The sequence below is a fragment of the Nitrogeniibacter mangrovi genome, from assembly GCF_010983895.1.
Taxonomy (GTDB): Bacteria; Pseudomonadota; Gammaproteobacteria; order Burkholderiales; family Rhodocyclaceae; genus Nitrogeniibacter; species Nitrogeniibacter mangrovi.
In genome coordinates this window covers 2556050-2581299 of sequence record NZ_CP048836.1, presented here as the reverse complement: position 1 = coordinate 2581299, position 25250 = coordinate 2556050, and the positions used below count along the sequence as shown (strand labels likewise).

At 66.7% G+C, this 25250-nt stretch carries 22 protein-coding genes and 1 pseudogene; 15 read left to right on the top strand and 8 right to left on the bottom strand.

The features are described from left to right. Window positions 1-28: 28 nt before the first annotated feature. The 15 genes from G3580_RS11900 (at window position 29) to G3580_RS11830 (ending at window position 17856) form a co-directional block, all read left to right on the top strand. Entirely contained in the window at window positions 29-2290 is a 2262-nt protein-coding gene (locus tag G3580_RS11900; protein ID WP_173765778.1) for a chemotaxis protein CheW, read from the top strand. Between the two features lie 83 nt (window positions 2291-2373). Then, window positions 2374-2889, top strand: coding sequence for a chemotaxis protein CheW (locus tag G3580_RS11895; RefSeq protein WP_228720648.1), 516 nt, complete (start codon window positions 2374-2376; stop codon window positions 2887-2889). Between the two features lie 72 nt (window positions 2890-2961). Further along, window positions 2962-5166 (top strand): methyl-accepting chemotaxis protein, encoded by a 2205-nt coding sequence (locus G3580_RS11890; protein ID WP_217424474.1) that lies wholly within the window; start codon window positions 2962-2964, stop codon window positions 5164-5166. Window positions 5167-5278: 112 nt separating this feature from the next. After that, a complete protein-coding gene (locus G3580_RS20380) occupies window positions 5279-7132 on the top strand; it encodes a methyl-accepting chemotaxis protein (protein WP_173765776.1) in 1854 nt (617 codons plus the stop codon). Window positions 7133-7134: 2 nt separating this feature from the next. Next, window positions 7135-8031 carry a CheR family methyltransferase gene (locus G3580_RS11880; protein WP_407670903.1) on the top strand — a complete coding sequence of 299 codons (897 nt, stop codon included), beginning with the start codon at window positions 7135-7137 and terminating at the stop codon, window positions 8029-8031. After that, window positions 8018-8638, top strand: a complete 621-nt coding sequence (cheD, locus tag G3580_RS11875) for a chemoreceptor glutamine deamidase CheD (protein ID WP_173765774.1) — start codon at window positions 8018-8020, stop codon at window positions 8636-8638. The genes G3580_RS11880 and cheD overlap by 14 nt, the downstream gene beginning before the upstream one ends. A 10-nt stretch (window positions 8639-8648) precedes the next feature. After that, the gene (locus tag G3580_RS11870; RefSeq protein WP_173765772.1) at window positions 8649-9716 is read left to right on the top strand and encodes a protein-glutamate methylesterase/protein-glutamine glutaminase; all 1068 of its coding nucleotides are present in this window, start codon (window positions 8649-8651) and stop codon (window positions 9714-9716) included. 26 nt (window positions 9717-9742) lie between these two features. Then, complete coding sequence (locus G3580_RS11865) at window positions 9743-10042, top strand: STAS domain-containing protein (RefSeq protein WP_173765770.1); 300 nt, start codon at window positions 9743-9745, stop codon at window positions 10040-10042. 238 nt (window positions 10043-10280) lie between these two features. Continuing rightward, on the top strand, window positions 10281-11960 hold the full coding sequence (locus G3580_RS11860) for a methyl-accepting chemotaxis protein (protein ID WP_173765768.1): 1680 nt from the start codon (window positions 10281-10283) through the stop codon (window positions 11958-11960). 85 nt (window positions 11961-12045) lie between these two features. Continuing rightward, window positions 12046-13011, top strand: coding sequence for a chemotaxis protein (locus tag G3580_RS11855; RefSeq protein WP_173765766.1), 966 nt, complete (start codon window positions 12046-12048; stop codon window positions 13009-13011). 20 nt (window positions 13012-13031) lie between these two features. After that, entirely contained in the window at window positions 13032-14009 is a 978-nt protein-coding gene (locus G3580_RS11850) for a chemotaxis protein (protein ID WP_228720647.1), read from the top strand. Between the two features lie 37 nt (window positions 14010-14046). Beyond that, the gene (gene cheY / locus G3580_RS11845; RefSeq protein ID WP_173765764.1) at window positions 14047-14448 is read left to right on the top strand and encodes a chemotaxis response regulator CheY; all 402 of its coding nucleotides are present in this window, start codon (window positions 14047-14049) and stop codon (window positions 14446-14448) included. Between the two features lie 27 nt (window positions 14449-14475). Beyond that, the gene (gene cheZ / locus G3580_RS11840; RefSeq protein ID WP_173765762.1) at window positions 14476-15372 is read left to right on the top strand and encodes a protein phosphatase CheZ; all 897 of its coding nucleotides are present in this window, start codon (window positions 14476-14478) and stop codon (window positions 15370-15372) included. 70 nt (window positions 15373-15442) lie between these two features. Then, window positions 15443-17353: a chemotaxis protein CheA gene (locus G3580_RS11835; RefSeq protein WP_173765760.1), complete on the top strand. Its 1911-nt coding sequence runs from the start codon at window positions 15443-15445 to the stop codon at window positions 17351-17353. A 149-nt stretch (window positions 17354-17502) separates the two neighbouring features. Then, entirely contained in the window at window positions 17503-17856 is a 354-nt protein-coding gene (locus G3580_RS11830; RefSeq protein WP_173765758.1) for a DUF3135 domain-containing protein, read from the top strand. Window positions 17857-17877: 21 nt separating this feature from the next. Here G3580_RS11830 and tal read toward each other — a convergent pair whose 3' ends face one another. From tal to G3580_RS11795, 8 genes and pseudogenes are all read right to left on the bottom strand, one after another. Then, a complete protein-coding gene (gene tal, locus G3580_RS11825) occupies window positions 17878-18960 on the bottom strand; it encodes a transaldolase (protein WP_173765756.1) in 1083 nt (360 codons plus the stop codon). A gap of 88 nt (window positions 18961-19048) precedes the next feature. Further along, window positions 19049-20137 carry an FAD-dependent oxidoreductase gene (locus G3580_RS11820; protein WP_173765754.1) on the bottom strand — a complete coding sequence of 363 codons (1089 nt, stop codon included), beginning with the start codon at window positions 20135-20137 and terminating at the stop codon, window positions 19049-19051. Further along, a complete protein-coding gene (locus tag G3580_RS11815; RefSeq protein ID WP_173765752.1) occupies window positions 20134-20859 on the bottom strand; it encodes a DUF3047 domain-containing protein in 726 nt (241 codons plus the stop codon). Before G3580_RS11815 ends, G3580_RS11820 begins: the two co-directional genes overlap by 4 nt. An 8-nt stretch (window positions 20860-20867) precedes the next feature. Then, window positions 20868-21497, bottom strand: coding sequence for a TIGR04282 family arsenosugar biosynthesis glycosyltransferase (locus G3580_RS11810; protein ID WP_173765750.1), 630 nt, complete (start codon window positions 21495-21497; stop codon window positions 20868-20870). Continuing rightward, window positions 21494-21628: a hypothetical protein gene (locus tag G3580_RS20265; RefSeq protein WP_267313310.1), complete on the bottom strand. Its 135-nt coding sequence runs from the start codon at window positions 21626-21628 to the stop codon at window positions 21494-21496. Before G3580_RS20265 ends, G3580_RS11810 begins: the two co-directional genes overlap by 4 nt. Before the next feature lie 68 nt (window positions 21629-21696). After that, window positions 21697-22155: pseudogene (locus tag G3580_RS11805) on the bottom strand (TIGR04283 family arsenosugar biosynthesis glycosyltransferase); the annotation flags it as partial. A 37-nt stretch (window positions 22156-22192) separates the two neighbouring features. Next, window positions 22193-22927 (bottom strand): DUF1223 domain-containing protein, encoded by a 735-nt coding sequence (locus G3580_RS11800; RefSeq protein ID WP_173765748.1) that lies wholly within the window; start codon window positions 22925-22927, stop codon window positions 22193-22195. Between the two features lie 12 nt (window positions 22928-22939). Then, window positions 22940-25090, bottom strand: a complete 2151-nt coding sequence (locus G3580_RS11795; protein WP_173765747.1) for an FAD-dependent oxidoreductase — start codon at window positions 25088-25090, stop codon at window positions 22940-22942. Window positions 25091-25250: the final 160 nt, after the last annotated feature.

Below are 25250 nucleotides of genomic sequence, written 5' to 3'. Positions count from 1 at the left end.
TGACAGACAACCGGCGCGGGAGCAGAGCATGACCATCGACATGAGCCAGTTCTATCAGGTCTTCTTCGAGGAGACCGCGGAGCATCTGCGCGACATGGAATCGCTCCTCGTGGCGGTGGACATCGATGCACCCGATCCGGAAGACCTGAACGCCATTTTCCGGGCGGCGCATTCCATCAAGGGGTCCAGCGGCACCTTCGGCTTTCACGACATGGCGGACGTGACCCATGTGACCGAAACCCTGCTCGACATGGTGCGCAAGGGCTCGATGAGGTTGTCCTCCGACATCGTCGACGCCTGCCTGTCGGCCGGAGACGTGCTGCAGAATCTGCTCGCCGCCCATCGCGGCGAGGCGACCGCCGACACCGACGCCGCCGATGCCATCCGTACCCGGCTCGAAGCCCTGTGCAACGGCGAGGCGCCGTCCGCCAGCGATCCGGCGCCCCCGTCGGCGCTTGACATCCGCTTCGTACTCGACGAACGGGCCCGGGGCGATCGCAGCCTCATCGAGGCCATGATGGACGAGTTGCGTGCCCACGGCGCCTTGACGGTGACCGAGCCCGACGATGTGGATGGCCCGTGGCGTCTGCGCCTCGAGACCGATGCCGATCCGGCCGACGTGGCCGGCATCATCGGCTTCGTGGCCGCGGCGGACTCGCTCGACGTGGAGCTGCTGCAGGAGGCGGTGTCGCCGGCCGATGCGGCGGGCGACGACGATTTCGGCTTTTTCGACGACCCGGGCGAGAGCGCAACAACCCCGGCGGACGACGCCGATGACGACGGTTTCGGATTTTTCGATGATCTGCCCGCGGTCGCGGCCACCGGCACGGCGGATGAGGACGACGGCTTCGGTCTGTTCGACGCCGACACACCCGTCGAGGCCGCCGATCCGCAGACGGCGGCGCAGGACGACGACGGTTTCGGCTTCTTCGATGCGCCGGTGGTGCCCGAGGCGGCCGGCGAGGCAGCCGGGCAGGAGGCCGATTTCGGCTTTTTCGCACCGGTCCCGGCGGGCCCTGAAGGCGCTGCCGCGCCGGCCGCGGTCAAACCGGCCGAGTCGGCCCCGCAGCGCGGCGCCGCGCCGGCACGCGCCAGTGGCAAACCGGCCGGCGACAGCTCGATCCGGGTCAGCGTCGAGAAGGTGGACCAGATGATCAACCTGGTCGGCGAACTGGTGATCACCCAGGCCATGCTGCAGCAGTCGGCCAGCGACATCGATCCGGTGCTCTACGAGCGCCTCATGTCCGGGCTGGGGCAGTTGGAGCGCAATACCCGCGATCTGCAGGAGTCGGTCATGTCCATCCGCATGATGCCGATTTCCATGGTGTTCTCCCGCTTCCCGCGGGTGGTGCGGGACGTGTCGCGCAAGCTCGGCAAGAAGGTCGAGCTGAAGGTCAGCGGCGAGAGCACCGAACTGGACAAGGGCCTGATCGAACGGATTGCCGATCCGCTCACGCATCTGGTCCGCAACAGTCTCGACCACGGCATCGAGAACCCCGAACGCCGACGCGACGCGGGCAAGGTCGAGACCGGCACGATCACCCTCAATGCCTCCCACCAAGGCGGTTACATCATCATCGAAGTCGGCGACGACGGCGCCGGCCTGAACCGCGACAAGATCCTCGCCAAGGCGCGCGAGCGCGGGCTGCATGTGTCCGAGGGGATGAGCGACGCGGAGGTCTGGCAACTGATCTTCGAACCCGGCTTCTCCACTGCCGACCAGGTGACCGACGTGTCCGGCCGCGGTGTGGGCATGGATGTGGTCAAGCGCAACATCGCCCAGATGGGCGGGACGGTCGACATCGAATCGATGACCGGGATCGGCACCCGCATCTCGGTGCGCCTGCCGCTCACCCTGGCGATTCTCGACGGCATGTCGATCGACGTGGGGGGCGAAACCTATGTGCTTCCGCTCAATTACATCGTCGAATCGCTTCAGCCGGAGAGCTCGCAGATCCGGCCTTTGGCGAAGCTCGGTCACGTGATCCAGGTACGTGGCGAGTACCTGCCGGTGATTCGTATGCACGAGGTTCTGGGGTGTCAGAACGCGCCAGCCGAGCTGACCCATGGCTTGATGATCGTCGTCGAGGCCAATGGCGCCAAGGCCGCGCTGTTCGTCGATGCCCTGCTGGCGCAGCATCAGGTCGTGATCAAGAGCCTGGATGCGAACTTCCGCCGAGTGCAGGGCATCTCCGGCGCCACGATCATGGGCGATGGCCGTGTGGCACTCATCATCGACGTGGCCGGCGTGATCGCCCTGTCGCAGAGTGCAGTGCCGTTGGCGGCCTGAAAATCAATAACAATATTAAAAATATCAAGAGTTGATGTGGCTGGCCGATACCACTGCCGGACACGAACAGAAGGAGCGTGCAAATGTTGCAGCAACTGAACGCGGCGAGCGCGATGGCCCGAGTTGAGGGCGTGGACGAGGGCGCGGTGGCCCAGGAGTTCCTGACCTTCACCCTGGGAGAGGAGGAGTACGCGATCGACATCCTCCGGGTGCAGGAGATTCGTGGCTACGACGCGGTGACCCGAATTGCCAACACGCCGTCCTTCATCAAGGGGGTCATCAACCTGCGTGGCACCATCGTGCCCATCCTCGATCTGCGCATCAAGTTCAGTCTCGGTGACGTGACCTACAACGAATTCACCGTGGTGATCATCCTCAGCGTGGGCGAGCGGGTCGTGGGCGTCGTGGTCGACAGCGTCTCCGACGTGATCACGCTCGACGCCGAACAGATCAAGCCGGCGCCGCAATTCAGTTCAGCCATGGATAGCGGCCACATTCGCGGCATCGGCACCATGGACGAACGCATGCTGATCCTCATCGATATCGAGCGTCTGCTGCTCAGTCCCGAGCTTGGCCTGACCGACCGGGCCGTTCAGTAATCGCGATCGGGGCAACCACATTCGCCGTCCCGTCGTGACGGTTCGTTCAGGGACAAGAAAAAGGAAACCAAAGTGAGCGAAGTGAAAGACACGTCGACGCCCCATCGTTCCACCGAGGCGGAAGCAAGCGTTGAACCGGCCTTTCTCGCGGCGCTGGTGGAGCTGGTCTCGTGCGCGGTGATGGTACTCGACCGGAACCATGGAATCCGTTACCTGAATCCGGCCGCCGTGGAGTTCTTTGGTGACAACGCGGCGGCGTTTCAGACCGTCTGGGCGGGTTTCGATCCTGCCACGGCCATCGGTGAACGTGTGGATCTGTCTGCGCTGAACCTGCCGGACGCGACGGTGCAGGGGCCGGTGGTCACGGATGTCCAGCTGGGTACCAAGACGTTCTCGGTACGGCGTCATGTGCGCACCGATGCCCAAGGCGGAGCCGACGACATCGTCCTCCAGTGGGCCGATGTCACCACCGCCCGACTCGACCAGGGCAAGTTCGACGCCATCGACCGTGCGCGCGCCATTCTCGAATTCGATCCCGAGGGCAAGATCCTCGAGGCGAACGAAAATCTCCTGACCATCCTGGGCTACCGGCGCAATGAGCTCATCGGGCGCCACCACCGCGTGCTGGTGGATCCCGCTTATGCCGAAACGGCCGAGTACGCGGCGTTCTGGGCGCAGCTGGGTCGGGGCGAACTGGCCGTGGGGCAATACAAGCGGATCGCCAAGAACGGGGACGAGGTCTGGTTCCAGTCGAACTACAACCCGATCATCGACGCGACGGGCCGTGTGATTCGCGTGGTCACGTACGCGACCGATGTGACCCGCCAGCGGCTCGAAAACGCGTCGAACGAAGGGCAGATCAAGGCGATCAACAAGGCTCAGGCGGTGATCGAATTCGCGCTCGACGGCACCATTCTTTCGGCCAACGACAATTTTCTCGACGTCATGGGCTACCGGCGCGACGAGGTGGTGGGCAAGAACCACCGCATGTTCGTGACGGCGGAGTACGGCCAGAGCGCCGAGTACCGTCAGTTCTGGGACAAGCTCGCTCGCGGTGAATACGACGCGGGCCAGTACATGCGCCTGTCGAAACAGGGCAGGGAAGTGTGGATCCAGGCCAGCTACAACCCCATTCTGGACATGAACGGAACGCCGTTCAAAGTCGTCAAGTACGCGACCGACGTGACCGCCCAGGTGCGTGCTTCGCATGCCATGGAAGAGGCCGTCGCCCAGACCCAGGCGGTGGTCGCCGCCGCCCGTGAGGGCGACCTCACGCAGCGGATTGCGCTGGAGGGCAAGGACGGCAACATCGAGGCGTTGTGCGCCGGGGTCAATTCGCTGGTCGACGCCATGGCCGACGTGGTCGCGCGGGTGAAAGAGGCCACCACCGCCATCAACGGGGCGTCGCAGGAAATCGCCCAGGGCAACGCGGATCTGTCGCGCCGGACCGAAAACCAGGCCTCCAGTCTCGAGGAGACCGCCAGTTCGATGGAAGAGCTGACGTCGACGGTGCGCCAGAATTCGGACAATGCGACCCAGGCGAACCACCTGGCCGTGGGTGCGTCCGACGTGGCCGGCAAGGGCGGGCAGGTGGTGAGCGAGGTCGTCAGGACGATGGCCGAGATATCCACCGCTTCCAGGAAGATCGCCGACATCATCGGCGTGATCGACGGCATTGCCTTCCAGACCAATATTCTGGCCCTGAACGCGGCGGTCGAGGCAGCGCGGGCCGGCGAGCAGGGCCGCGGCTTCGCCGTGGTGGCCGCCGAGGTGCGCAACCTGGCCCAGCGCAGTGCCGGTGCCGCCAAGGAGATCAAGGGCCTGATCTCCGACTCGGTGGACAAGGTCAATTCCGGGTCGGAACTGGTCAACAAGGCGGGTGAGACCATGAAGGAAGTGGTCGAATCGGTGCGTAAGGTCACCGAGATCATGGCCGAAATCGCCAATGCGTCGATCGAGCAGGCCAGCGGTATCGAGCAGGTCAACAACGCGATCACGCAGATGGACGAAGTGACCCAGCAGAACGCGGCGCTGGTGGAGCAGGCGGCAGCGGCGGCCGAGAGTCTCCAGGACCAGGCCGACGGGCTGTCCCGGACCGTCGCGATGTTCCATCTGGGCGAAGAGGAGGTCGGCGCTGTCGCGGCCGCGCCGCGCCAGCGTGCCGTGACGCCGACGAAGGTGTCTCGCCTGCCGCTGCGCGGCACGGCGCGAAGCACGCCCGTGACCAAGGTCAAGCGTGCGATCGGCGGGCTCGACGACGAGTGGGACGAGTTTTGACCGGATGGGCCGGTGGTCGCCGAGCAGGCCTCATGTGCCGGCGGGATGGATGAATGTCGACGGATGCGCCGATGAGCGAGGCGCGTCGGGATGTGCAGCGAGGGAATGAACCATGAATGAGCGCGATACCAGGGCGGACACGGGCAAGGCGCCCAGCGCCGAATTGGCCTTCTACAAGGCCCTGGCCGACAACGTGACCAACGCCATCATGACGGTCGATCGTGATCTGGTGATCACCTATGTCAATCAGGCCACCACGAATCTGTTCCGTGCGCGGATCGACATGTTCCGATCCGTGTGGCCGGACTTCGATCCGGAGCGCATGCTCGGGGAGTGCATCGACAAATTCCATGAAAGGCCGGAGCACCAGCGGCGCTTGCTGTCCGATCCGTCGCGCCTGCCCTACGAGACCGACATTTCCGTCGGCGACATGAAGATTTCCCTCAACGTGACCGCCATGTTCGATGCACAGGGCGACTACGTCGGCAACATGCTGCAATGGGCGGATGTGACCGAAATGCGCGTCAACGCCGGTCAACTCGCGGCCATCGACCGGGCCCAGGCGGTGATCGAGTTCAAGCTCGACGGTACGATCGTCGGCGCCAACAGCAACTTCCTCGAGGCCATGGGTTACACCCTCGAGGAGATTCGCGGCCGGCATCACAGCATTTTCGTAGACCCGGAGGACGTGGCTTCGCCGGCCTATCGCGCCTTCTGGGAGAAACTGGGGCGTGGCGAGTTCGACGCCGGACGATACAAGCGCATCGGCAAGGGCGGCCGCGAAGTCTGGATCCAGGCCAGCTACAACCCGATTTTCGACCAGAACGGTCGTGTCTTCCAGGTCGTCAAGTACGCCACCGACGTCACCGAGCAGGTGCGCGAGGCGCGCGCCATGGAGGAGGCGGTGGCGCAGACGCAGGAAGTCGTGGCAGCGGCCCAGGAAGGCGATCTGACCCGGCGCATTCCGCTTGAAGGCAAGCACGGTTCGATCGAGACGTTGTGCTCCGGCGTCAACGCGTTGGTCGACAGCATGGCCGATGTGGTGGCGCGGGTGAAGGAGGCGACCGGCGCCATCAACACTGCCTCGCACGAGATCGCCCAGGGCAACGCCGACCTGTCGGGGCGGACCGAGAACCAGGCGTCCAGTCTGGAGGAGACCGCCAGTTCCATGGAGGAGCTGACCTCGACGGTGCGTCAGAACACGGACAATGCCAAGCAGGCGAACCAGCTGGCCGCGGGCGCTTCCGACGTGGCCTCCAAGGGTGGCGACGTGGTGCGGGAGGTGGTCTCGACCATGAGCGAGATTTCGCAGGCTTCGAACAAGATTGCCGACATCATCGGCGTGATCGACGGCATCGCCTTCCAGACCAACATCCTCGCCCTGAACGCGGCCGTCGAGGCGGCGCGTGCCGGCGAGCAGGGGCGCGGCTTCGCGGTGGTGGCCGCCGAAGTGCGCAACCTGGCGCAGCGCAGCGCCTCCGCAGCCAAGGAAATCAAGACCCTGATCTCCGATTCGGTGGATAAGGTCAGTTCCGGTTCGGCACTGGTCAACAAGGCCGGGCAGACCATGGAGCAGGTGGTCGACTCGGTGCGCAAGGTCACCGAGATCATGGCCGAGATCGCCAACGCCTCGGTCGAGCAGGCCAGTGGCATCGAGCAGGTCAATATTGCGATCACCCAGATGGACGAGGTGACCCAGCAGAACGCGGCACTGGTGGAGGAAGCCGCCGCCGCAGCCGAAAGTCTGCAGGACCAGGCCTCGGCGCTGGCGCAGACGGTGGCCATGTTCCGCCTCGGCGACGAGGACTTCGACGCCGTCGAGGCGCCGCCGCCCCCGCGTGCCAAGACGCCGGCGAAAGTGTCCCGGCTGCCTGCCCGGGGGGCCGCACGCACGGAACGCAGTACGCCGCTGCCGAAGGTCAAGGGCTCGGCCAGTCCGGTGACCGACGAGTGGGAGGAGTTCTGATCGTGAGCGCCCCCGTGCGTGATCGAAGCACCAAGGCCGTGGATGCGCCTCGCGCCCCGGCGGCTGCCGGCGCCGGCGATCGGGAGTTCCACTTCACCGCCGACGATTTCGAGAAGATCCGGCAGCTCATCTACAAGCACGCCGGGATCTCGCTCTCGCCGGCCAAGCAGGACATGGTCTACAGCCGGCTCGCGCGCCGCCTGCGCGCCTGTGGCGAGCGGACCTTCGCCGGCTACCTGAGGCGGCTCGATCAGGATCACGACGAGTGGGAAACCTTCACCAACTCGCTGACCACGAACCTGACCTCCTTCTTTCGCGAATCGCACCACTTCGACCTGCTCGCCGACAAACTGCGCGCAATGAAAGGGCTGTCGCGCCCGATCAAGATCTGGTGCGCCGCCGCCTCCACCGGGGAAGAACCGTATTCGCTGGCGATGACCGCATGCGAAGCGTTCAACACCCTGCGCCCGCCGGTGCAGATCCTTGCCAGCGATATCGACACCCAGGTGCTCGCCCAGGCCGAGGCCGGCGTGTTTCGTGCCGACCGGGTCGACCGGCTCGACCCGGAGCGCCTGCGCAAGTACTTTCTCAAAGGCGCCGGCACCCAGTCCGGCCAGGTGCGGATTCGTCCCGAGCTGCAGGAGATCGTGCGCTTCCGCCGCATCAACTTGCTCGATACGAGCTATCCCATCCAGGGGCCGCTGGATTTCATCTTCTGCCGCAACGTGATGATCTACTTCGACAAGCCCACCCAGTACGCGGTGCTCAAGCGCTTCGTGCCGCTGCTGCGCAAGGAGGGGCTCATGTTTGCCGGCCATTCGGAAAGCTTCCTGCATGCGTCGGACCTGTTCCGCTCGCTGGGACGCACGGTCTACGAGCGCAGCGATGCCGGTGCGTAACGACCCCGCCTTTGCGGAACATCTGGCGACCAACCAGTATTTCGACCGGACCTTCGAATGCGAGGCGGTCAAGGTGCTGCCGGGCGAGTACTATGTGACCGGTCAGGAGATGGTGCTGGTCACCGTGCTCGGCTCATGCGTGTCGGCCTGCATCCGCGACCGCCGTCTGGGCATCGGGGGCATGAACCACTTCATGCTGCCGAAGACCGACCGTGCATCCGAGGCCTTGTCCCCGTCGGCCCGATATGGTGCCTATGCCATGGAGGTGTTGATCAACCACCTGCTCAAGATGGGCGCGCGGCGCGACGACCTGGAAGCCAAGATCTTCGGGGGCGGACGGGTCATGGCGTCACTGGCCGGCAGCGATGTGGGACAGCGCAACGTGGACTTCGTGCGCGAGTACCTGGCCAAGGAGCGCATTCCCGTCCTTGCGGAGGATCTGCTCGATGTCTATCCGCGCAAGGTGTACTACTTCCCGCTCGAAGGGCGGGTGATGCTCAAGAAGATGATGCGTACCCGCAACGACACCGTGCTCGAGCGCGAACGCGAATACGCCGACCGGCTCTCGGCTGCGCCGGTGTCCGGCGACGTCGAACTGTTTGGATGAATCCGGGCTCATGACCATCAAGGTGCTCATCTGTGACGATTCTGCATTGATCCGCGCCATGCTCAAGGCGGTGGTGGACAGTCAGCCGGACATGACCGTGGTCGGGCTGGCGCCCGATCCGCTCGTCGCCCGCGACATGATCAAGGCAACCAATCCGGACGTGATGACGCTCGATATCGAGATGCCCAAGATGGATGGGCTCGATTTTCTCGAGCGGGTCATGCGCCTGCGGCCCATGCCGGTGGTCATGGTGTCGACGCTGACCGCGCTGGGGTCCGAGGCCACCATCCGCGCGCTGGAACTGGGCGCCGTCGACTTCGTCGCCAAGCCGCGCGCGTCGAACACCGCCGCGTTCGAAGCCTCGGCCAAGGAGATCTGCGACAAGATCCGTACCGCCTGCCGGGCCCGGATCGGGCGTTCGAATCCGTCGACGCCTGCCTCGGGCGACACCCTGGGGGCGCTTCCGCCGCAGGTCGTCGCCAGTCGCCTCATCTGCCTGGGCGCGTCCACGGGCGGCACCGAGGCCATCCGCCAGGTGCTCACCCGGTTGCCGGCGCAGTGTCCACCGGTGCTCATGGTGCAGCACATGCCGGAGATGTTCACCGGCTCCTTCGCCAAGCGCCTCGACAGCCTGTGTGCGCTGAGCGTGAAGGAGGCCGAACATGGCGAGCCGGTGCTGCCCGGTCATGCCTATCTGGCCCCCGGGCATTCCCATTTGCTGCTGGCGAAGCGGGGCGGCCGCTACGTGTGCGAACTGTCCGGCGCCGAGCCGGTCAATCGCCACCGGCCCTCGGTGGATGTCCTGTTCCACAGTGCCGCCCGCCTGGCCGGGCGGGCCGCGGTGGGGGCGTTGCTCACCGGCATGGGCAAGGATGGCGCGCAGGGCATGCTCGCCATGCGTGAGGCTGGTAGCTGGACAGTGGCGCAGGACGAAGCGTCCTGCGTCGTGTATGGGATGCCGCGTGAAGCGGCACGGATCGGGGCAGCGCAGGAAGTGGCGCCGCTCGACGAGATTGCGAGCCGTCTCGTCAATGCGCTGGCGCACGGGGGCGCGCTGCGCGCCTCGGGCCAGCGGTGACATTAACTGAACAGGAGGGAACAGACATGGATGTGACGGTAACCAAGGGGCAGGAAGGCACGGTGCTCAAGCTGGGCGGACGCTTCGATTTCAATGCCCACCGCGAATTCCGCGACGGCGTGGACAGCGTGCTGCAGAAGGAAGGACGGGTCGACGTGGACCTGGCCGAGGTGGCGTATCTGGACAGCTCGGCGCTGGGGATGTTGCTGATGCTGCGCGACAAGGCCAAGAGTGCCGGCCGTGAGGTGCGCCTGGTCAATGCGCGTGGCAGCGTGCGTCAGGTGCTTGAAATCGCCAATTTCAGCAAGCTGTTCGCCATCGCCTGAACCGGGCGGCGCAGGCCGCTTGCCGGATGCGATCGAGGCCGTCGCTTCTCATCGGAGCGACGGCCTTCGTCGTCTTTGCGCCGTCGTCGATGCTGCGGCGCATCTAACTTTCGTCGTGTCATGCCACGGTAACGAACCGCTAAAGAAAACGGCCCCCGTTCCGTAATCCGGCTTACTGGTGCATGGAAAGCTATTACAAATTCGCACCTCGTTTGCTGAATCGGTGGAGGATTCGAAGATGGGTATGACTCTGGTGTGGGCACTGGTGTGTGCCGCGGTCGCTGCATTGGGGGTGGCTGTCGCCGCCATCGGTGGAGCCGGCCTCTCGGTGACCCTTGTCGTCGGGCATGTCATCGTCGGCGCGATCGTCGCTGGCGTCCTGGCGGCATTGTTCAACTCACGTGTGACCCAACCGCTGCAGTCGCTCAGCGATGCGTTCGTGCGGATGTACAAGCAGGGCGACCTGTCGCACCGCGTCGAGCTGGGTACGGGCCCGGTGGGGCGTTGTGGCGACCGCTTCAACGATCTCGTCGAGAGCTTCCAGGGCATCATCGGCAAGGTGATCTACGACGCCAACCGGGTCGCCGAGTCGGCCGATCAGATGTCCTCGCAGGCCGACATGGTCGCCGAGGGCTCGCAGACCCAGCGCAGCGCCTCGGAGAGCATGGCGCGCGCAATAGAAGAGATGACCGCCGGCGTCAACGCCGTGGCCGACCACGCCAGCCAGACCGCACGCAACGCCCAGCAGGCGCGCGAGCTGTCCATGGAAGGCGGCGAGATCGTCATCCGGGCCTCCGAGGAGATCGAGCGCATCGCCCGCTCGGTGGAACAGTCCGCCCAGGTCATCGGCGCCCTCGGCGAGCGCTCCGAGGCCATCAGCGGCATCGTCAAGGTGATCCGCGAGATTGCCGACCAGACCAACCTGCTGGCGCTCAACGCCGCCATCGAGGCGGCCCGCGCCGGCGAACAGGGGCGTGGTTTCGCCGTGGTGGCCGACGAGGTGCGCAAGCTGGCCGAGCGGACCTCGACCGCCACCACCGAGATCAGCACCATGATCGAAGCGATCCAGGAGGAGACCCGCACTGCGATCGGTTCGATCCGTGCCGGCTCCGACCAGGCGCGCTCCGGTGCCGAACTGGCCCGTCAGGCGGCCGGCGCGCTCGAGAAGATCAACCAGGGGGCGACCGAGACGATGGAGAAGATCGACGCCATCGCCACCTCCATCAACCAGCAAAGCCGCGAGGCCGACGGCGTGGTCGCCAACGTGCGCGAGATCATCCACATGGTCGAGCGCAACACCGAGGGCGCGTCGAGCACCCAGGCCGAGGCGCGCCGTCTCGAGTCCCTGGCCGCCAACCTCCACGAGATCAGCAATGTGTTCCGCCTGGGGGCCGCGGGTGAAGCGGCGATGCAGGCCCACGGACGCATGCCGACCGTCGCCACCCGAGGCGCCCAGCGCATCGGCGAGGCACTGGAGAAGGCCATCGCCAGCGGCCGCATCGACGAAGCCGCCCTGTTCGATCACAACTACCAGCCGATCCCCAACACCAAGCCGCAGAAATACTCCACGCGCTTCGACAAGCTGACCGACGAGCTCTTCCCGGTCATCCAGGAGGCGTTGCTCAAGGAGGATCCGGGCATCGTTTATGCGATCGGCTGCGACACCCGGGGCTACGTCCCGACGCACAACAGCGCCTTCTGCCAGCCGCTGACCGGCGACTATGACAAGGACTTCGTCGGCAACCGCAGCAAGCGGATCTTCGACGACCCGGTCGGCAAGCAGTGCGGCGCGCACGAACTGGAGTTCCTGATTCAGACCTACCGCCGCGACACCGGCGAGATCATGCACGACGTCTCGTCCCCGGTGTATGTGAAAGGCCGCCACTGGGGCGGACTGCGGGTTGGCTATCGCGCCTAAAGGATGAACGGAGCCCTGCCGTAGACAGCCTTGATTGCGGAGCTGAGCGTGCCCATCGAAGCGGGCGCGCCCTCGGAGAAAATACATGTCGGACTTGCTGAAAAACATTGATGCCCGGACCCGCCTGGCGGGGACCAACAAGCTGGAGATCCTGCTGTTCTCGCTCGGTTCGGATTCACGGACCGGCCGGCGGGAGACCTTTGGCATCAACGTGTTCAAGGTGCGCGAGGTGATGCGCACGCCGCCGATCACCGCGGCGCCGGAGATGCCGTCCGCGGTCGAGGGCATGGTCAGTCTGCGCGGCGCCCTGGTGCCGGTGGTGGATCTGGCCAAATACACCGGCATCGGCACCGACACCAAGCGCGAGATCATGATCGTGACCGAATACAACGGTCACACCCAGGGATTCCTGGTCGAGGCGGTCGACACCATCCTGCGCCTGGACTGGTCGCAGATGCGCGTGCCGCCGGAGATGCTGGTGGCCAAGATGGGCGGCCTCGTCACCGCGGTCACCGAACTGAAGAACAACGAGCTGGTGATGATGCTCGACGTGGAGAAGGTGCTCTCCGAGACCTCCGGCTACGACGACGAATACCTGTTCAAGGGCATCGTTCCGCTCGAACAGCCGGATGTGACCGTGCTGTACGCCGACGATTCCTCGGTGGCGCGCAACCAGATCCAGCGCACGCTCGACGCGCTCGGCGCCCGGGGTATCGGCGCGGTCAACGGGCGCATGGCCTGGGAAGAGCTGCTCAAGATGGCCAGCGTGGCCGAATCGACCGGCCGCAAGGTCAAGGAACTGGTGCGCGTCATTCTCACCGACATCGAGATGCCGGAGATGGATGGCTACATCCTGACCAAGCGGATCAAGTCCGATCCGCGTTTCGAAGGCATTCCGGTCCTGATGCATTCGTCCCTGTCGAGCATGTCCAACCAGCAGCTGGGCCTGTCAGTGGGGGTCGATGAGTATGTGCCGAAATTCGAACCCCAGCGCCTGTCCACCACGCTGCGTCGACTGCTCGCGTCCGGCGAGGACGCGGCGGCCGCCTGAACCAGGAAGGAATTCCGAACATGAGTGATCTGGCTACCAAGAAGATGCACGCCGCGCTCGAGGAGGCGGAGAAGAACCTGCTCGACGACGTCGACGCCCGGACCAAGCTGGCCGGCTCGAACCGCATGGAGATCCTGCTGTTCTCCCTGGGCACCGGCGAGACCTTCGGCATCAACGTCTTCAAGGTGCGTGAAGTCTCCAAGACCCCGTTCATCACCAAGGCGCCGAACATGCCCAACGGGGTGGAAGGGCTCATCTCCCTGCGCGGCAACGTCATCCCGGTGCTCGAACTGGCCAAGGTGCTCGGTCTGGCCAAGCCCGGCGCGGAGCTCGGCCAGTCGATGATGGTGACCGAATACAGCAAACGCACCCTGGGCTTTCTGGTCGATGAGGTCGATCGCATCATCCGGGTCGAATGGGACAAGGTGCGCACCCCGGAGAACGTCTCTCCCGGCGTGCACAGTTACATCACCGCGATCACCGAACTGGGCGACGGCACGCTGGTGTCCATCCTCGACGTCGAGACGATCCTGGCCAACACCTTCGGCGAGGCCGTCATCGGCAACATTTCGCCGCTCAACACCGAGCACGACGTCAATGTCTTCTTCGTCGATGACTCCGCGGTGGCGCGCAAGAAGATCGCCGAGGTGCTCGACAAGCTGAACGTGCGCCACAAGCACGCGCAGAACGGACTCGAGGCCTGGACCCGGCTCGAGGGCATGGCCAAGCATGCGCAGGCCTGCGAACGACCGCTCAAGGACGAGGTCGACCTCATCCTTGTCGATGCCGAAATGCCGGAGATGGATGGCTACGTGCTGACGCGCAACATCAAGGACGACGCCCGCTTCGAGGGCATCCCCGTGGTCATGCACTCGTCCCTGTCGTCCGAAGCCAACCGGGCCATGGGCAAGCGCGTCGGCGTCGATGCCTACGTGGCCAAGTTCGATGCGGACAACCTGGCGGACACCTTGCGTCCGCTCTTGCTGCGAAACCGGTGAGCGGTATCGGGCGTAACGAATTACACCGGAGAAAACTATGGCAGATCCCAACATGAAATTTCTCGTTGTCGATGACTTTTCCACCATGCGGCGGATCGTGCGCAACCTCCTCAAGGAGCTGGGGTTCACGAATGTCGACGAGGCCGAGGACGGCGTCGTGGCGCTGCAGAAACTGGGCAGCGGCGGCTTCGACTTCGTCGTGACCGACTGGAACATGCCCAACATGGACGGCCTGACCCTGCTGCAGACGATCCGCAAGACCCCGCAGTTCAAGGATCTGCCGGTGCTCATGATCACCGCCGAGGCCAAGAAGGAAAACATCATCGCGGCGGCCCAGGCCGGCGCCAGTGGCTACATCGTCAAGCCCTTCACTGCGGCGACGCTGTCCGAGAAACTGGAAAAGATCTTCGAGAAAATGGGAAAGCAGGCGGCCGCCTGAACGCCATGAACTGAAGGGAGGCCGACCATGACCAAACGCACGAAATTCGACGAAACCGGAGACTCGGACGATCTGCAGGCCCTGTTCGACAGCATCGCCGGTACCCCGGCGGAGAAGCCGAAACTGGAGGTCGTCGACGCCAAGCCGACAGCCGGTGGCGACTCCGACGAGCTGCAATCGCTCTTCGATTCGGTCGCGAGCGAGTTCGAGACCGCAGGCGCCGTCGCCGAGGCGCCAGCTGACGATGTGGCCGTGACCGAGCCGGCCCTCGCATCGGCGAGCGCGCCGATCCCAGACGCCATGGCCGAGCACAGCTGTGACGTCGTCTATCAGAAAATCGGACAGATGACGCGAAAAGTACACAATGCGCTCTCCGAACTGGGTTTCGACCAGGCGCTCCAGGACGCGGCCGAAGTCATGCCGGATGCCCGTCAGCGCCTGACCTACATCGCCCAGATGACCGAGCAGGCGGCCAGCCGCGTGCTCAACGCCACCGACATCGCCAAGCCGATGCAGGATCGCATCGAGAATGGCGCTGCCGATCTCAAGGCGCAGTGGGACAAGCTGTTCGCCAACCAGCTCTCGCAGGACGAGTTCAAGTCGCTCGCCGAGCGCACCCGGACCTTCCTGGGGGCCGCGGTGGACGACAGCCGGGCGACCAATGCCCAGCTCACCGAGATCATGATGGCGCAGGACTTCCAGGATCTGACCGGGCAGGTCATCAAGCGCGTCGTCGACATGGCGCAGATGGTCGAGTCGCAACTGCTCAACGTGCTGATCGAAACCGCGCCGCAGGACAAGAAACCGCAGCGCAAGGGCGATGAGGGGCTCATGAACGGGCCGGTCGTGACCTCCGAAGGGCGGGACGACGTGGTGACCAGTCAGGAGCAGGTGGACGACCTGCTCGAGTCCCTCGGATTCTGACCAACGAACAAGGCTTTCGTGTTTGCGGCACGCGTCGTAGCACGACCGAATGGGAAGCGGAGCGAGAACAATGAGTGATTTCGCTGGAATGGAAGACCTTCTTCAGGACTTTCTCGTCGAGGCCGGCGACCTGTTGTCGGAAGTGGACAACAAGCTGGTCGATCTGGAACGTGCGCCGGACGATACCGCCCTGCTCAACGAGATCTTTCGTGGATTCCACACGATCAAGGGGGGTGCGGGTTTCCTGGCGGCCTCCCATCTGGTCGAGCTGTGCCATCTGACCGAGAACCTGTTCGACAAGCTGCGCAACGGCGAACTGGTGGTGTCGCAGGGGACCATGGATGTCATCCTCTCCGCCACCGCCGGGGTGCGCGACATGTTCGGCTATCTCGAACAGGGGACCCAGCCGCCCGCTGCCAACCCGGATCTGATCGAAAACCTGCGCCTGGCGCTGGCCGGCGAACTGGACGCCGAGGGCGCCGCGGCCGAAACGCCGGCCGCCGACGCACCCGCCGCGGCCGCACCGGCGGCCACAGGCGGTCCCGACTGGGGGCAGCTGCATCAGCTGGTCACCGGCGTGCCGGCCACGAGCAGCGCGACTGCGGCGCCGGCCGGTCCTGCCAAGACCGAGCTCATCGACGTGCCGCCCGCGCAACCCAAGGAGCCGCCCGAGCAGATCATCAAGGCTGCGATCGGCCGCCGCGCCACCGACAAACCCGGCTATTCCGGCCCGAGCGGTCGTCGTGAAGGCGAAAAGCAACGCGACAACTCCATCCGCGTCGACACCGTACGCCTGGACCAGGTGCTGAACCTGTCCGGCGAGATCGGCCTGACCAAGAACCGGCTCAACGCCCTGCGCAGCCAGATTCTCAACGGCGACAACGACAACGACACCCTGCATGCGCTGGACGTGGCCGTCAGCCAGCTCGACCTGCTCGTCTCCGACCTGCAGAACGCGGTCATGAAGACCCGCATGCAGCCCATCGGCCGCCTGTTCCAGAAGTATCCGCGCATCGCCCGCGATCTGGCCCGCAACCTGGGCAAGGACGTCGAGCTGGTGCTCGAGGGCGAAGAGACCGAGATCGACAAGACCATGATCGAGGATCTGTCCGATCCCATCATCCACCTGATCCGCAACGCGGTGGATCACGGTGTCGAAGGCAAGGACGAGCGCAAGGCCAACGGCAAGTCGACCAAATCCGTCCTGCGCCTCAGCGCCCGCCAGGAAGGCGATCACATCATCATCATGGTGGCCGACGACGGCCGTGGCATGAATGCCGAGAAGCTGCGCGCCTCGGCCCTGTCCAAGGGCCTCATCACCGATGAGGAAGCCAACACCATGGACGAGCGCCAGAGCTACAACCTGGTGTTCCTGCCCGGCTTCTCCACCGCCGGCCAGATCTCCGACGTGTCGGGGCGCGGCGTGGGCATGGACGTGGTGCGCACCAACATCCAGAAGCTCAACGGCGCCATCGACATCAAGTCCTCCGCCGGTCAGGGCACCAGTTTCATCATCAGCCTGCCACTGACCCTCGCCATCCTGCCGGTGCTGCTGGTGCGCCTGGGCGAACAGCCGCTGGCGGTGCCCCTGTCCATGGTGCGCGAGATCCTGCCGATCGAGGCCGACGAGGTCCAGGAGGTGGGCGGGCGTGCCACCATGGTGGTGCGCGGCGAAGTGCTGCCCATCCTCCCGCTGGCCAATCTGCTCGGCTGGCCGCAGGAAAACCAGCCCGAGTACGGGGTGCTCATGCAGACCGCGGAGCAGAGCTTCATTCTCGCCATCGACAGCTTCGCCGGTCGCGAGGATGCGGTCATCAAGTCGCTCGACGACTTCCGCCCCAACGGCGTGGCCGGGGTCACGACCCTGTCCAACGGCCAGATCGTGCTCATTCTCGACATGAAGGAACTGCTCGGCGGGCCGGGTGAACGCCATGGCGTCCCGCGTGCCGAACTGATCAAGCAGCCGCTGCTAGCCGCCTGATTCCTCGATAAAAGTTGTCTCCCAGCGCGCCCCGCAGGTCTCTTTGACCTGACCGGGGCGCGCTGCCATGTGTGACATGATCGCCTTGTCGGATGGGAAAACTGTCCGTACGATCGGTCGGGAAGGGTCCTTTTTTGAGGCACCGGCACATGTCACAGTTCGATTTCGATGCATGGGCGAACCTGGCCAGGCGCAGTCCGCGAGCCTACTTCCACGCCCGCGAGCGCTATCTCAACAGCGTGATCGACGGCTTCCCCGTGGAGGCCCGGGCGCGATTACGCGAGTTCCAGCTCGAAATCGATTGCCTGCGCGCCAACGCCGGCTCGCCGCTGGGGGCGACCCGTCAGATGATGGTGATGATGAGCGATCGGCTCGAGGCCATGGCCTCGCGCTTCATGGCCTTGCGAACGGCGGCCCGCGATCTGGAAGCCCTGCAGGCGCAGCTGGTCAAGCTCGATCAGCTACCGCCGCGCGACGACGAGGGCGAGCGGCCCCATCCCTGAAGGCGGCGCCCGCGGAGTGCCTCAGGCGGTGACCGCCAGCAGCTTGGCGAAGGCGTCCTCGAACTGCTTCACGCCCGCGGCCTGCAGCGTTTCACCCGCTTCGGTCATGTCGATGTTGAAGGCGGCCAGCGCCTCGTACTGGGCCACCGCCGCGTCCAGATCCTCGTCCAGCCGCGCCGCCACCTGGCCGTGGTCGAGCAGGGCCGCCAGGGTCGCGTCAGGCAGGGTGTTGACCGTCTCCGGACCGATGAGCGGCTCCACGTAGAGCAGATCGCTGTAGGCCGGGTTCTTGGTGCCGGTGCTGGCCCACAGCATGTACTGCGGCCGCCCGCCCTTGTCGCGCAGGGCGGCGAAGACCGGATCCTCGTCGTAGCGTTCGCAGTACATCTGGTAGGCCCGCTTGGCCATGGCGACGGCGCTGCGGCCGCGCAGGGCGAGCGCCTCGGGCTTGCCGTTCTCCTCCAGCCAGCCGTCGACCAGAGTGTCGACCCGCGACAGGAACAGGCTCGCCACCGAGAACACCTTGGAGATGTCCTTGCCGGCGCCGGCGCGCTGCTGCAGGCCGCGCACGTAGGCCGAGGCGACCGCGTCCACGTGGGCGAGGGAGAACATGAGGGTCACGTTCACGCTGATGCCGTCGGCGATGAGCCGTTCGACCGCGCGCACGCCGGCCGGCGTGGCCGGCACCTTGATGAGCACGTTGTCGCGTGCCACCGCCGCGTGCAATCGGTGCGCCGCGGCGACGGTGGCGTCTTCGTCATGGGCCAGGTCGGGGGAGACTTCCAGGCTCACGTAGCCGGCCTCGCCGCCGCTGTCGACCCAGGTGGGGCGGAGCACGTCGCAGGCGGCCTGCACGTCGGGAATCACCAGCGCCTCGTAGCGCGCCTCCGCGCTCAGATCCTGCGTCTTGAGCCGTGCCAGATCGCCCTCGTAGTACTGCCCGCCGCCGATGGCCTTTTCGAAGATGGCCGGGTTGGTGGTCACCCCGGCGACCCCGTCCTCTTCAACGAGGCGGGCGAGATGGCCGTCGCGGATCAGGCTGCGGGACAGGTTGTCGAGCCAGATTTGCTGGCCCTGTTTGCGGACTTCAAGCAGGCGGTTCATGGCGAGTGGGTTGAGGCATGGTTCAAAACACCCATTGTGCCTGCATTTCGTGTCAAACCGAAGGAGGTGCGCTCGGCCCCCGGTCGGCTCATGTGCCGAACCGGGCCATGAAGCGCCGGTCGATGCGATCCTTCCAGCGCCATACCCAGTCGCCCCACCAGGCCAGCGGCCCCCAGGCCGCCAGCGCGTGGCGGTCGCCGGAGCTGATGAGATACAGGGCGCGGCGCTGGGGCGACCAGGCCGCGAGCGGCTCGCCACGAATCGCGCGGCGCAGGTTGGCGGCCAGCGGCGGGCCGGCGCGCACCGCGAAGACGCCCGACTTGGGCCGTGGGGTGTGATAGCTGGCGATGTCGCCGGCGGCGAACACGAAAGGATGGGAGCGGGAGCGCAGCGTCGCGTCCACGGCGATGAACCCGCGCGCGTCGGTGGCCAGCCCGGCCGCCGCCGGCCAGGTGGGCGCGGCGGCGCCGGTGACCTGGAGGACATCTGCCGCGGGCACCCGGGCACCGTCGGCCAGGGTGACGCCCCCGGCATCGACGGCGACGGCCCGCGCCGATCCGATCCAGCGGATCGAGCGTGCCGCCATGAGCCGCGCGGCATGGCGCTGCAGGCGCCGGGGCAGGCCGTCGAGCGGTTCGGGCGTGCTGCCGATCACGCTGATCGCGGCACCCGGGCAGCGGTGGCGCAGCGCGAACGCCAGTTCCACCCCCGCGGCGCCGCCGCCGATCAGCGCGATCGGGGTCTCCGGGGCGTTGGCGAGCCGCGTGAGCAGACGGTCGATGGCGTCGATGAAGTGTTCGATCGGGCGCACGGCGAGGGCGCTGGTACCGTCGATGCCGGCGCTGCCGGTACTCGGGCCGACGTCGATCGACAGCCAGTCGAAGGCTTCGCGCGCGCCGTCCTCGCACAGCACCTCGCGCGATGCCAGGTCGAGACCGACCGCGCTCGTGCGCCGGAAGCCGCAGCCGGCGCGCCGGGTCAGTCGGGTCAGGTCGATGGCGCAGGCGTCGATGGGGTAGTGGCCGGCGATCCAGCCCGGCAGCATGCCCGAGTAGATCTGGCGCGCGTACGGTGAGACGAGGGTGACGGCCACCGCCTCGCCCAGGGGGGTGCGGGCGAGGGCGTCGAGCACATGCACATGGGCGTGCCCGCCGCCGAGCAGCACCAGGCGCTTCACTGCGCCGGCGCCTCGAAGCGGATGTCGGCGAAGCGTGCCTCGACCTCGGCACCGGTGTTGTCGGTATCGGCCCCCAGGGCGATGCCGGTGACCGGCGGGGCGTCCTCACCGAAGGCCGCCTTGAAGTCCGCCGCCAGGTCGCGCTGCTCCATCACCCACTGGCCGCTGCGCGCGTTGCCGCGCTCGAGCACGATCATGCGCACCCGGTCGGTGTAGGGGTTGGGGCCGATGCTGCCGATGGCATTCTTGGTGCCCCACACATAGCACAGGGCCGCGGTGGGCAGCTCGGCACCCCACAGGGTGCGCGCGGCGTCGATCTTGATGCGATCCACCAGCGAGAGCTTGTCGCGCGACAGATCGAAGAACACGTAGACCCGCGCCGCGTAGTCGTCGGTGGCCTTGTGCGCCATGTCGGAGCCGGGCACCGCGTTCGACACCTTCCAGCGCCAGCGCAGCTGCGCGCTGGCAGGTACCGGTGCGCTCAGGGTGTGCACCAGGCTCGAGGCGCCGGCCTCGGAACGAGCCTGGATGACGCCCTCGCCGTGATCGCGCACGACGCTGAAGCGGGTCGGCGTGGTGTCCTCGTTGATCTGGGTGTGCACCCAGCCCGACGGGGGCGGCCCCGGCGGCGCGTCGGCCACCGCGGGCGGTTGCGACATCGTGGCCGAGGCCGGCAGGGCGACGAGGAGTCCGGTCAGGAGCAGGATCAGGGGTCGAATCATGGGCGCATTCACCAGTCGGTCAGAGCGGGGCGCAGGGTGTTCAGGCGGGCCAGATCGACGGGGCGGTCCACGTCCCAGCGCATGGGCAGTTCGGTCCACCGCAGCGCCGCCGCGCGCAGATTGTCGCGGGTGCGGGCCATTACCTGCGCGCCGCCCCAGCGCACATTGTCGAACACGCGCTTTTCAGGGCGGTGAAGGCCGACGAGCACGTAGCCGCCGTCTTCGGCGGGCGTAAACACCGCATCCTCGCCGGCGCACAGGCGCGTCGCCGCGGCCTGGAGGTCCGCCGTCGCCAGGGCGGGGCAGTCGGTGCCGATCAGCAGCATGGGGCCCGCCGCGTCGTGGCGGGCGAAGGCGTGGTGCATGCGTTCGCCCAGGTCGGCCCCGACCTGGGCCTGCCGGCCGATGGGGTGGCGGCGGGCGAGCGCGGTGAAGACCGGGTGGTCGGTGTCGGGGGCGCACCACAGGGTCACCGGGCCGAGCCCGGCGGCGCAGGCGGTGTGCACCGTGCGTTCGAGCAGGGCCTGATGCAGCCGGGCGGCGCGCGCCGCACCGAGCGCGGGGATCAGCCGGGTCTTGGCCTGGCCCGCGACCGGCGCCTTCGCGAACACCGCGATGGCCACCTGGGGGCGGCTCATGGGCGGTACCCGTACTGGCGCGCCAGGTCGGCCGGGTCGGCGCCGAGCGCGTAGGCGGTGCGCAGCCGCCACATGAGGCCGATGGTGCGCCACACGCCGTGGCGCTCCCAGCGCCGGCCCGAGGTGCGCACCCGGGCGCGCAGGCAGGCGGGGGGGCGATGTGCCGCAGGGCCGCACTGAGGGCGATGTCCTCCATGAGCGGCTGGTCGGGAAAGCCGCCGGCCACCTCGAAGGCCGCGCGGGTGCAGAACATGGCCTGATCGCCAGTGGCGATGCCGGTCAGGCGCGAGCGCGCGTTCATCAGCCGCGCGATCACGCCGAGCATGGGATGGCGCCCCTCGATGCGCACATCGAACCGGCCCCATGCGGCGCCGGCGGCAATGGCATGGCGAATGTGCACCAGGGCGTCGTCGGGCAGCCGGGTGTCGGCATGCAGGAACAGCAGGAGGTCGCCGTGCGCGTGGGCGGCGCCGGCGTTCATCTGCCGCGCGCGGCCCCGGGGGGCGGTGATCAGGGCGTCGCACCAATCGCGGGCCAGGGCGCCGGTGGCATCCGCGCTGCCGCCGTCGACCACGATCAGCTCCACCCCGACGGCACGGAGCGCCTGCAGCGGCGCCAGGGCGGCACGGATGCCCGCCGCTTCGTCGAGCACGGGCATGACGATCGACAGGGTGGGGACGCTGTTGTGCATGATCTCAGCCGCGGCAATCGGGCAGGGCGACCGCCTGCAGCACCTCGCCCGTGCGTGTGTCTTCCACGAAGGCGGCGATGCCCCCGGCGTGTTCGCCCGCCTGGAACCGCCATTGTGCCTTCAAGGGGCCGCTCGCGGGCAGGGCTCGGGTGAACCACTCGCGGGCGACGAAATCGTGGTGCAGGGTGGCGCCGCGGTTTTCGCCCGCATGTACGGCGGTCTCGTGGCCGTTTTCATAGCGGGCCACGAGCAGGCGGGTGTGGGCATCGGCGCTGCTGGCGTTCGCGGTCACCGTGGTGCCGCTGTCGTCCATCCGCGCCTGCAAATGGATGCGTGCCCCGGCGGGCCGGCCGTGCTGGCCGGCCAACGGATCGCCGCCACGCCAGGCGCGGGCGTCCACGCCATTGACGAGGATCTGCGGGGTATAGACGGTGCTCGCGCCGGTCAGCCGCGCCCAGTCGCGCTGGCGCTGGCTGTTGCGCGGGTCGGCGAAGCGGTCGGGCCAGCCCAGGTTGTCCCAGTAGTCCACATGGAAGGCGAGCGCGACCACGTCGTCCGCCTGGCGGAAATGGCCGAGCCAGCGATCCGCCGGCGGGCAGGAACTGCAGCCTTCCGAGGTGTACAGCTCGATCAGCGGGGTGCGCGTGGGCGCGCTGGTGACTTCGCAGCTGCCGCCCAGGGCGGCGCCGAGCGGCGCGGCCAGCAGGCCGGCGAGGATGATCGATGGCAGGGGTCTCATCGCGGATACTCCTCAGTGTCTGCGCCAGGCATGGAAGCGTTCGACCCATTCGAGCAGCTTCTGCGGCGCATGCGCCCGCTTCCATTCCCCGGCAGCGTATTTGTTGGCCTCGGCCAGGGTGGGGTAGATGTGGATGGTGCCGAGGATCTTGTTCAGGCCGATGCCATGCTTCATGGCCAGCACATACTCGGCGATCAGGTCGCCGGCATGCTCGCCCACGAGGGTGACGCCGAGGATGCGATCCTTGCCCGGCACGGTGAGCACCTTGACGAAGCCGTGCGCCTCGCCGTCGGCGATGGCGCGATCCAGGTCGTCGATGCCAAAGCGGGTGAGTTCGTAGGCGATGCCCTGCGCCTTCGCGTCCTGTTCGTTGAGACCCACCCGCGCCACCTCGGGTTCGACGAAGGTGGCCCAGGGGATGACCGAGTAGTCGGCCTTGAAGGTCTTGAACGGATCGAACAGGGCATTGACCGCGGCATACCAGGCCTGGTGCGCGGCGGTGTGGGTGAACTGGTAGGGGCCGGCGACGTCGCCGGCGGCATAGATGTTCGGATAGAGGGTCTGCAGGAACGCGTTGGTGTCCACCGTCTTGGCGGTGGGAATGCCCAGATCTTCGAGCCCGAAGCCGGTGAGGTTGGCGGCGCGGCCGACGGCGACGATGACCGCGTCGAAGGCGATGCGCTCCTCGTGCCCCTCGCGTTCGGCGACGAGGATCTTCTCCCCGTCCTCGACGAGGAACCGGACCGCCTTGGTGCCGACGCGCACGTCGATGCCCTCGGCGACGAAGCGGGCCATGACGGCTTCGGCCACGTCCTCGTCCTCGCGCGCCATGAGGCGTGGCAGCATTTCCACCTGGGTGACCTGGCTGCCGAGGCGGGCGAAGGCCTGGGTCAGCTCGCAGCCGATGGGCCCGCCGCCGAGCACCAGCAGGCGGCGTGGCCGTTCGCGCAGCTCCCAGAGCGTGTCGGAGGTGAGGTAGCCGACGTCGTCGATGCCCGGGATCGGCGGCACGAACGGGCGGGCACCGGTGGCGATGACGATGGCGCGGGTGGTGAGGGTCTGCGTACGGCCGTCCGCGCCGGTGATCTCGACCGCCCAGGGGGTGACGATCTTCGCCGAGCCCTGGATCACGTCCACGCCCAGCGCCGTGTAGCGCTCGGCCGAGTCGTGGGGCTCGACCGCGCGCACCACCGACTGCACCCGTTCCATCACGCGGGCGAAATCGACGCGCGCCTCGGCCGCGTCGATACCGAAGTCGTTGGCCCGCTGGACATGGGACAGGAACTTGGCCGAGCGAATGAGCGCCTTGGAGGGCACGCAGCCGGTGTTCAGGCAGTCGCCGCCGAGCTTGTGCTGCTCAACCAGGGTGACCTTCGCTTTCACCGCCGCGGCGATGTAGGCGGTGACCAGCCCGGCCGAGCCGCCGCCGATCACGATCAGGTTGCGCTCGAAGCGCGCCGGCCGGCGCGCCGCCCACGGGGCGAACACCTTGCGCGCCTGCACCGCGGCGACGACGCGCCGGGCGATGAGCGGGAACACCCCGAGCAAGGCGAAGGCGCCGAGCAGCCCTGGCGACAGGATGCCGGCCAGCGAATCGATCTGGCTCAGCTGCAGCCCGGCGTTCACATACACCACGGTGCCGGCGAGCATGCCCAGCTGGCTGACCCAGTAGAAGGTCCGGGTGCGGATCGGCGTCAGGCCCATCACCAGGTTGATGACGAAGAAGGGGAAGGCCGGTACCAGGCGCAGGGTGAACAGGTAGAAGCCGCCTTCGCGCCGCACGCCTTCGTTGATCGCCTTGAGGCGGTCGCCGAAGCGTTGTTGCACCCAGTCGTGGAGCAGGAAGCGGGAGACCAGGAAGGCCAGGGTGGCGCCCAGGGTCGAGGCGAAGGACACGATCAGCGTGCCCCACCACAACCCGAAGATGGCCCCGGCAACCAGGGTGAGCACCGCGGCGCCGGGAAACGACAGGGCGGTGACCGCCACGTAGACGGCGAAGAACAGGCCCGCCGTGGTCCACGGGTGGGTGTTGCGGTAGGCGTCGATGGCCGCCTGCTGGCTCTTGAAGTAGTCGAGGCTGAAGAAGCGGCCCAGATCGAGGAGGAAATACGCCGCGACGAGCGCGATCAGGAGCGCGGCGAGTCCGAGTTTTTTCTTGTCCATGGCCTTCCTTGTCGCCAGGTCCTTGCAGGAGTTCCGGGGTGGCCGGGCAATGCGGCCGTCTCGCTTGAATAGACTGGTCTGGCGGGCAAATCCTGACATCGTTTTGTCCGCACGAGTGCACGCGGACTTTGTGCCTCGCACAAAGTCCTGTAGAATGAAG

Coding starts and splice junctions, on each gene's coding strand:
- cheD (WP_173765774.1), top strand. CDS start 8,018: ATGCCGGTGCGTAACGACCCCGCCTTTGCGGAACATCTGGCGACCAAC.
- G3580_RS11815 (WP_173765752.1), bottom strand. CDS start 20,859: ATGATTCGACCCCTGATCCTGCTCCTGACCGGACTCCTCGTCGCCCTG.
- G3580_RS11895 (WP_228720648.1), top strand. CDS start 2,374: ATGTTGCAGCAACTGAACGCGGCGAGCGCGATGGCCCGAGTTGAGGGC.
- G3580_RS11810 (WP_173765750.1), bottom strand. CDS start 21,497: ATGAGCCGCCCCCAGGTGGCCATCGCGGTGTTCGCGAAGGCGCCGGTC.
- G3580_RS11830 (WP_173765758.1), top strand. CDS start 17,503: ATGTCACAGTTCGATTTCGATGCATGGGCGAACCTGGCCAGGCGCAGT.
- G3580_RS11900 (WP_173765778.1), top strand. CDS start 29: ATGACCATCGACATGAGCCAGTTCTATCAGGTCTTCTTCGAGGAGACC.
- G3580_RS11860 (WP_173765768.1), top strand. CDS start 10,281: ATGGGTATGACTCTGGTGTGGGCACTGGTGTGTGCCGCGGTCGCTGCA.
- G3580_RS11855 (WP_173765766.1), top strand. CDS start 12,046: ATGTCGGACTTGCTGAAAAACATTGATGCCCGGACCCGCCTGGCGGGG.
- G3580_RS11795 (WP_173765747.1), bottom strand. CDS start 25,090: ATGGACAAGAAAAAACTCGGACTCGCCGCGCTCCTGATCGCGCTCGTC.
- G3580_RS20380 (WP_173765776.1), top strand. CDS start 5,279: ATGAATGAGCGCGATACCAGGGCGGACACGGGCAAGGCGCCCAGCGCC.
- cheZ (WP_173765762.1), top strand. CDS start 14,476: ATGACCAAACGCACGAAATTCGACGAAACCGGAGACTCGGACGATCTG.
- G3580_RS11835 (WP_173765760.1), top strand. CDS start 15,443: ATGAGTGATTTCGCTGGAATGGAAGACCTTCTTCAGGACTTTCTCGTC.
- G3580_RS11870 (WP_173765772.1), top strand. CDS start 8,649: ATGACCATCAAGGTGCTCATCTGTGACGATTCTGCATTGATCCGCGCC.
- tal (WP_173765756.1), bottom strand. CDS start 18,960: ATGAACCGCCTGCTTGAAGTCCGCAAACAGGGCCAGCAAATCTGGCTC.
- cheY (WP_173765764.1), top strand. CDS start 14,047: ATGGCAGATCCCAACATGAAATTTCTCGTTGTCGATGACTTTTCCACC.
- G3580_RS11800 (WP_173765748.1), bottom strand. CDS start 22,927: ATGAGACCCCTGCCATCGATCATCCTCGCCGGCCTGCTGGCCGCGCCG.
- G3580_RS11865 (WP_173765770.1), top strand. CDS start 9,743: ATGGATGTGACGGTAACCAAGGGGCAGGAAGGCACGGTGCTCAAGCTG.
- G3580_RS11850 (WP_228720647.1), top strand. CDS start 13,032: ATGAGTGATCTGGCTACCAAGAAGATGCACGCCGCGCTCGAGGAGGCG.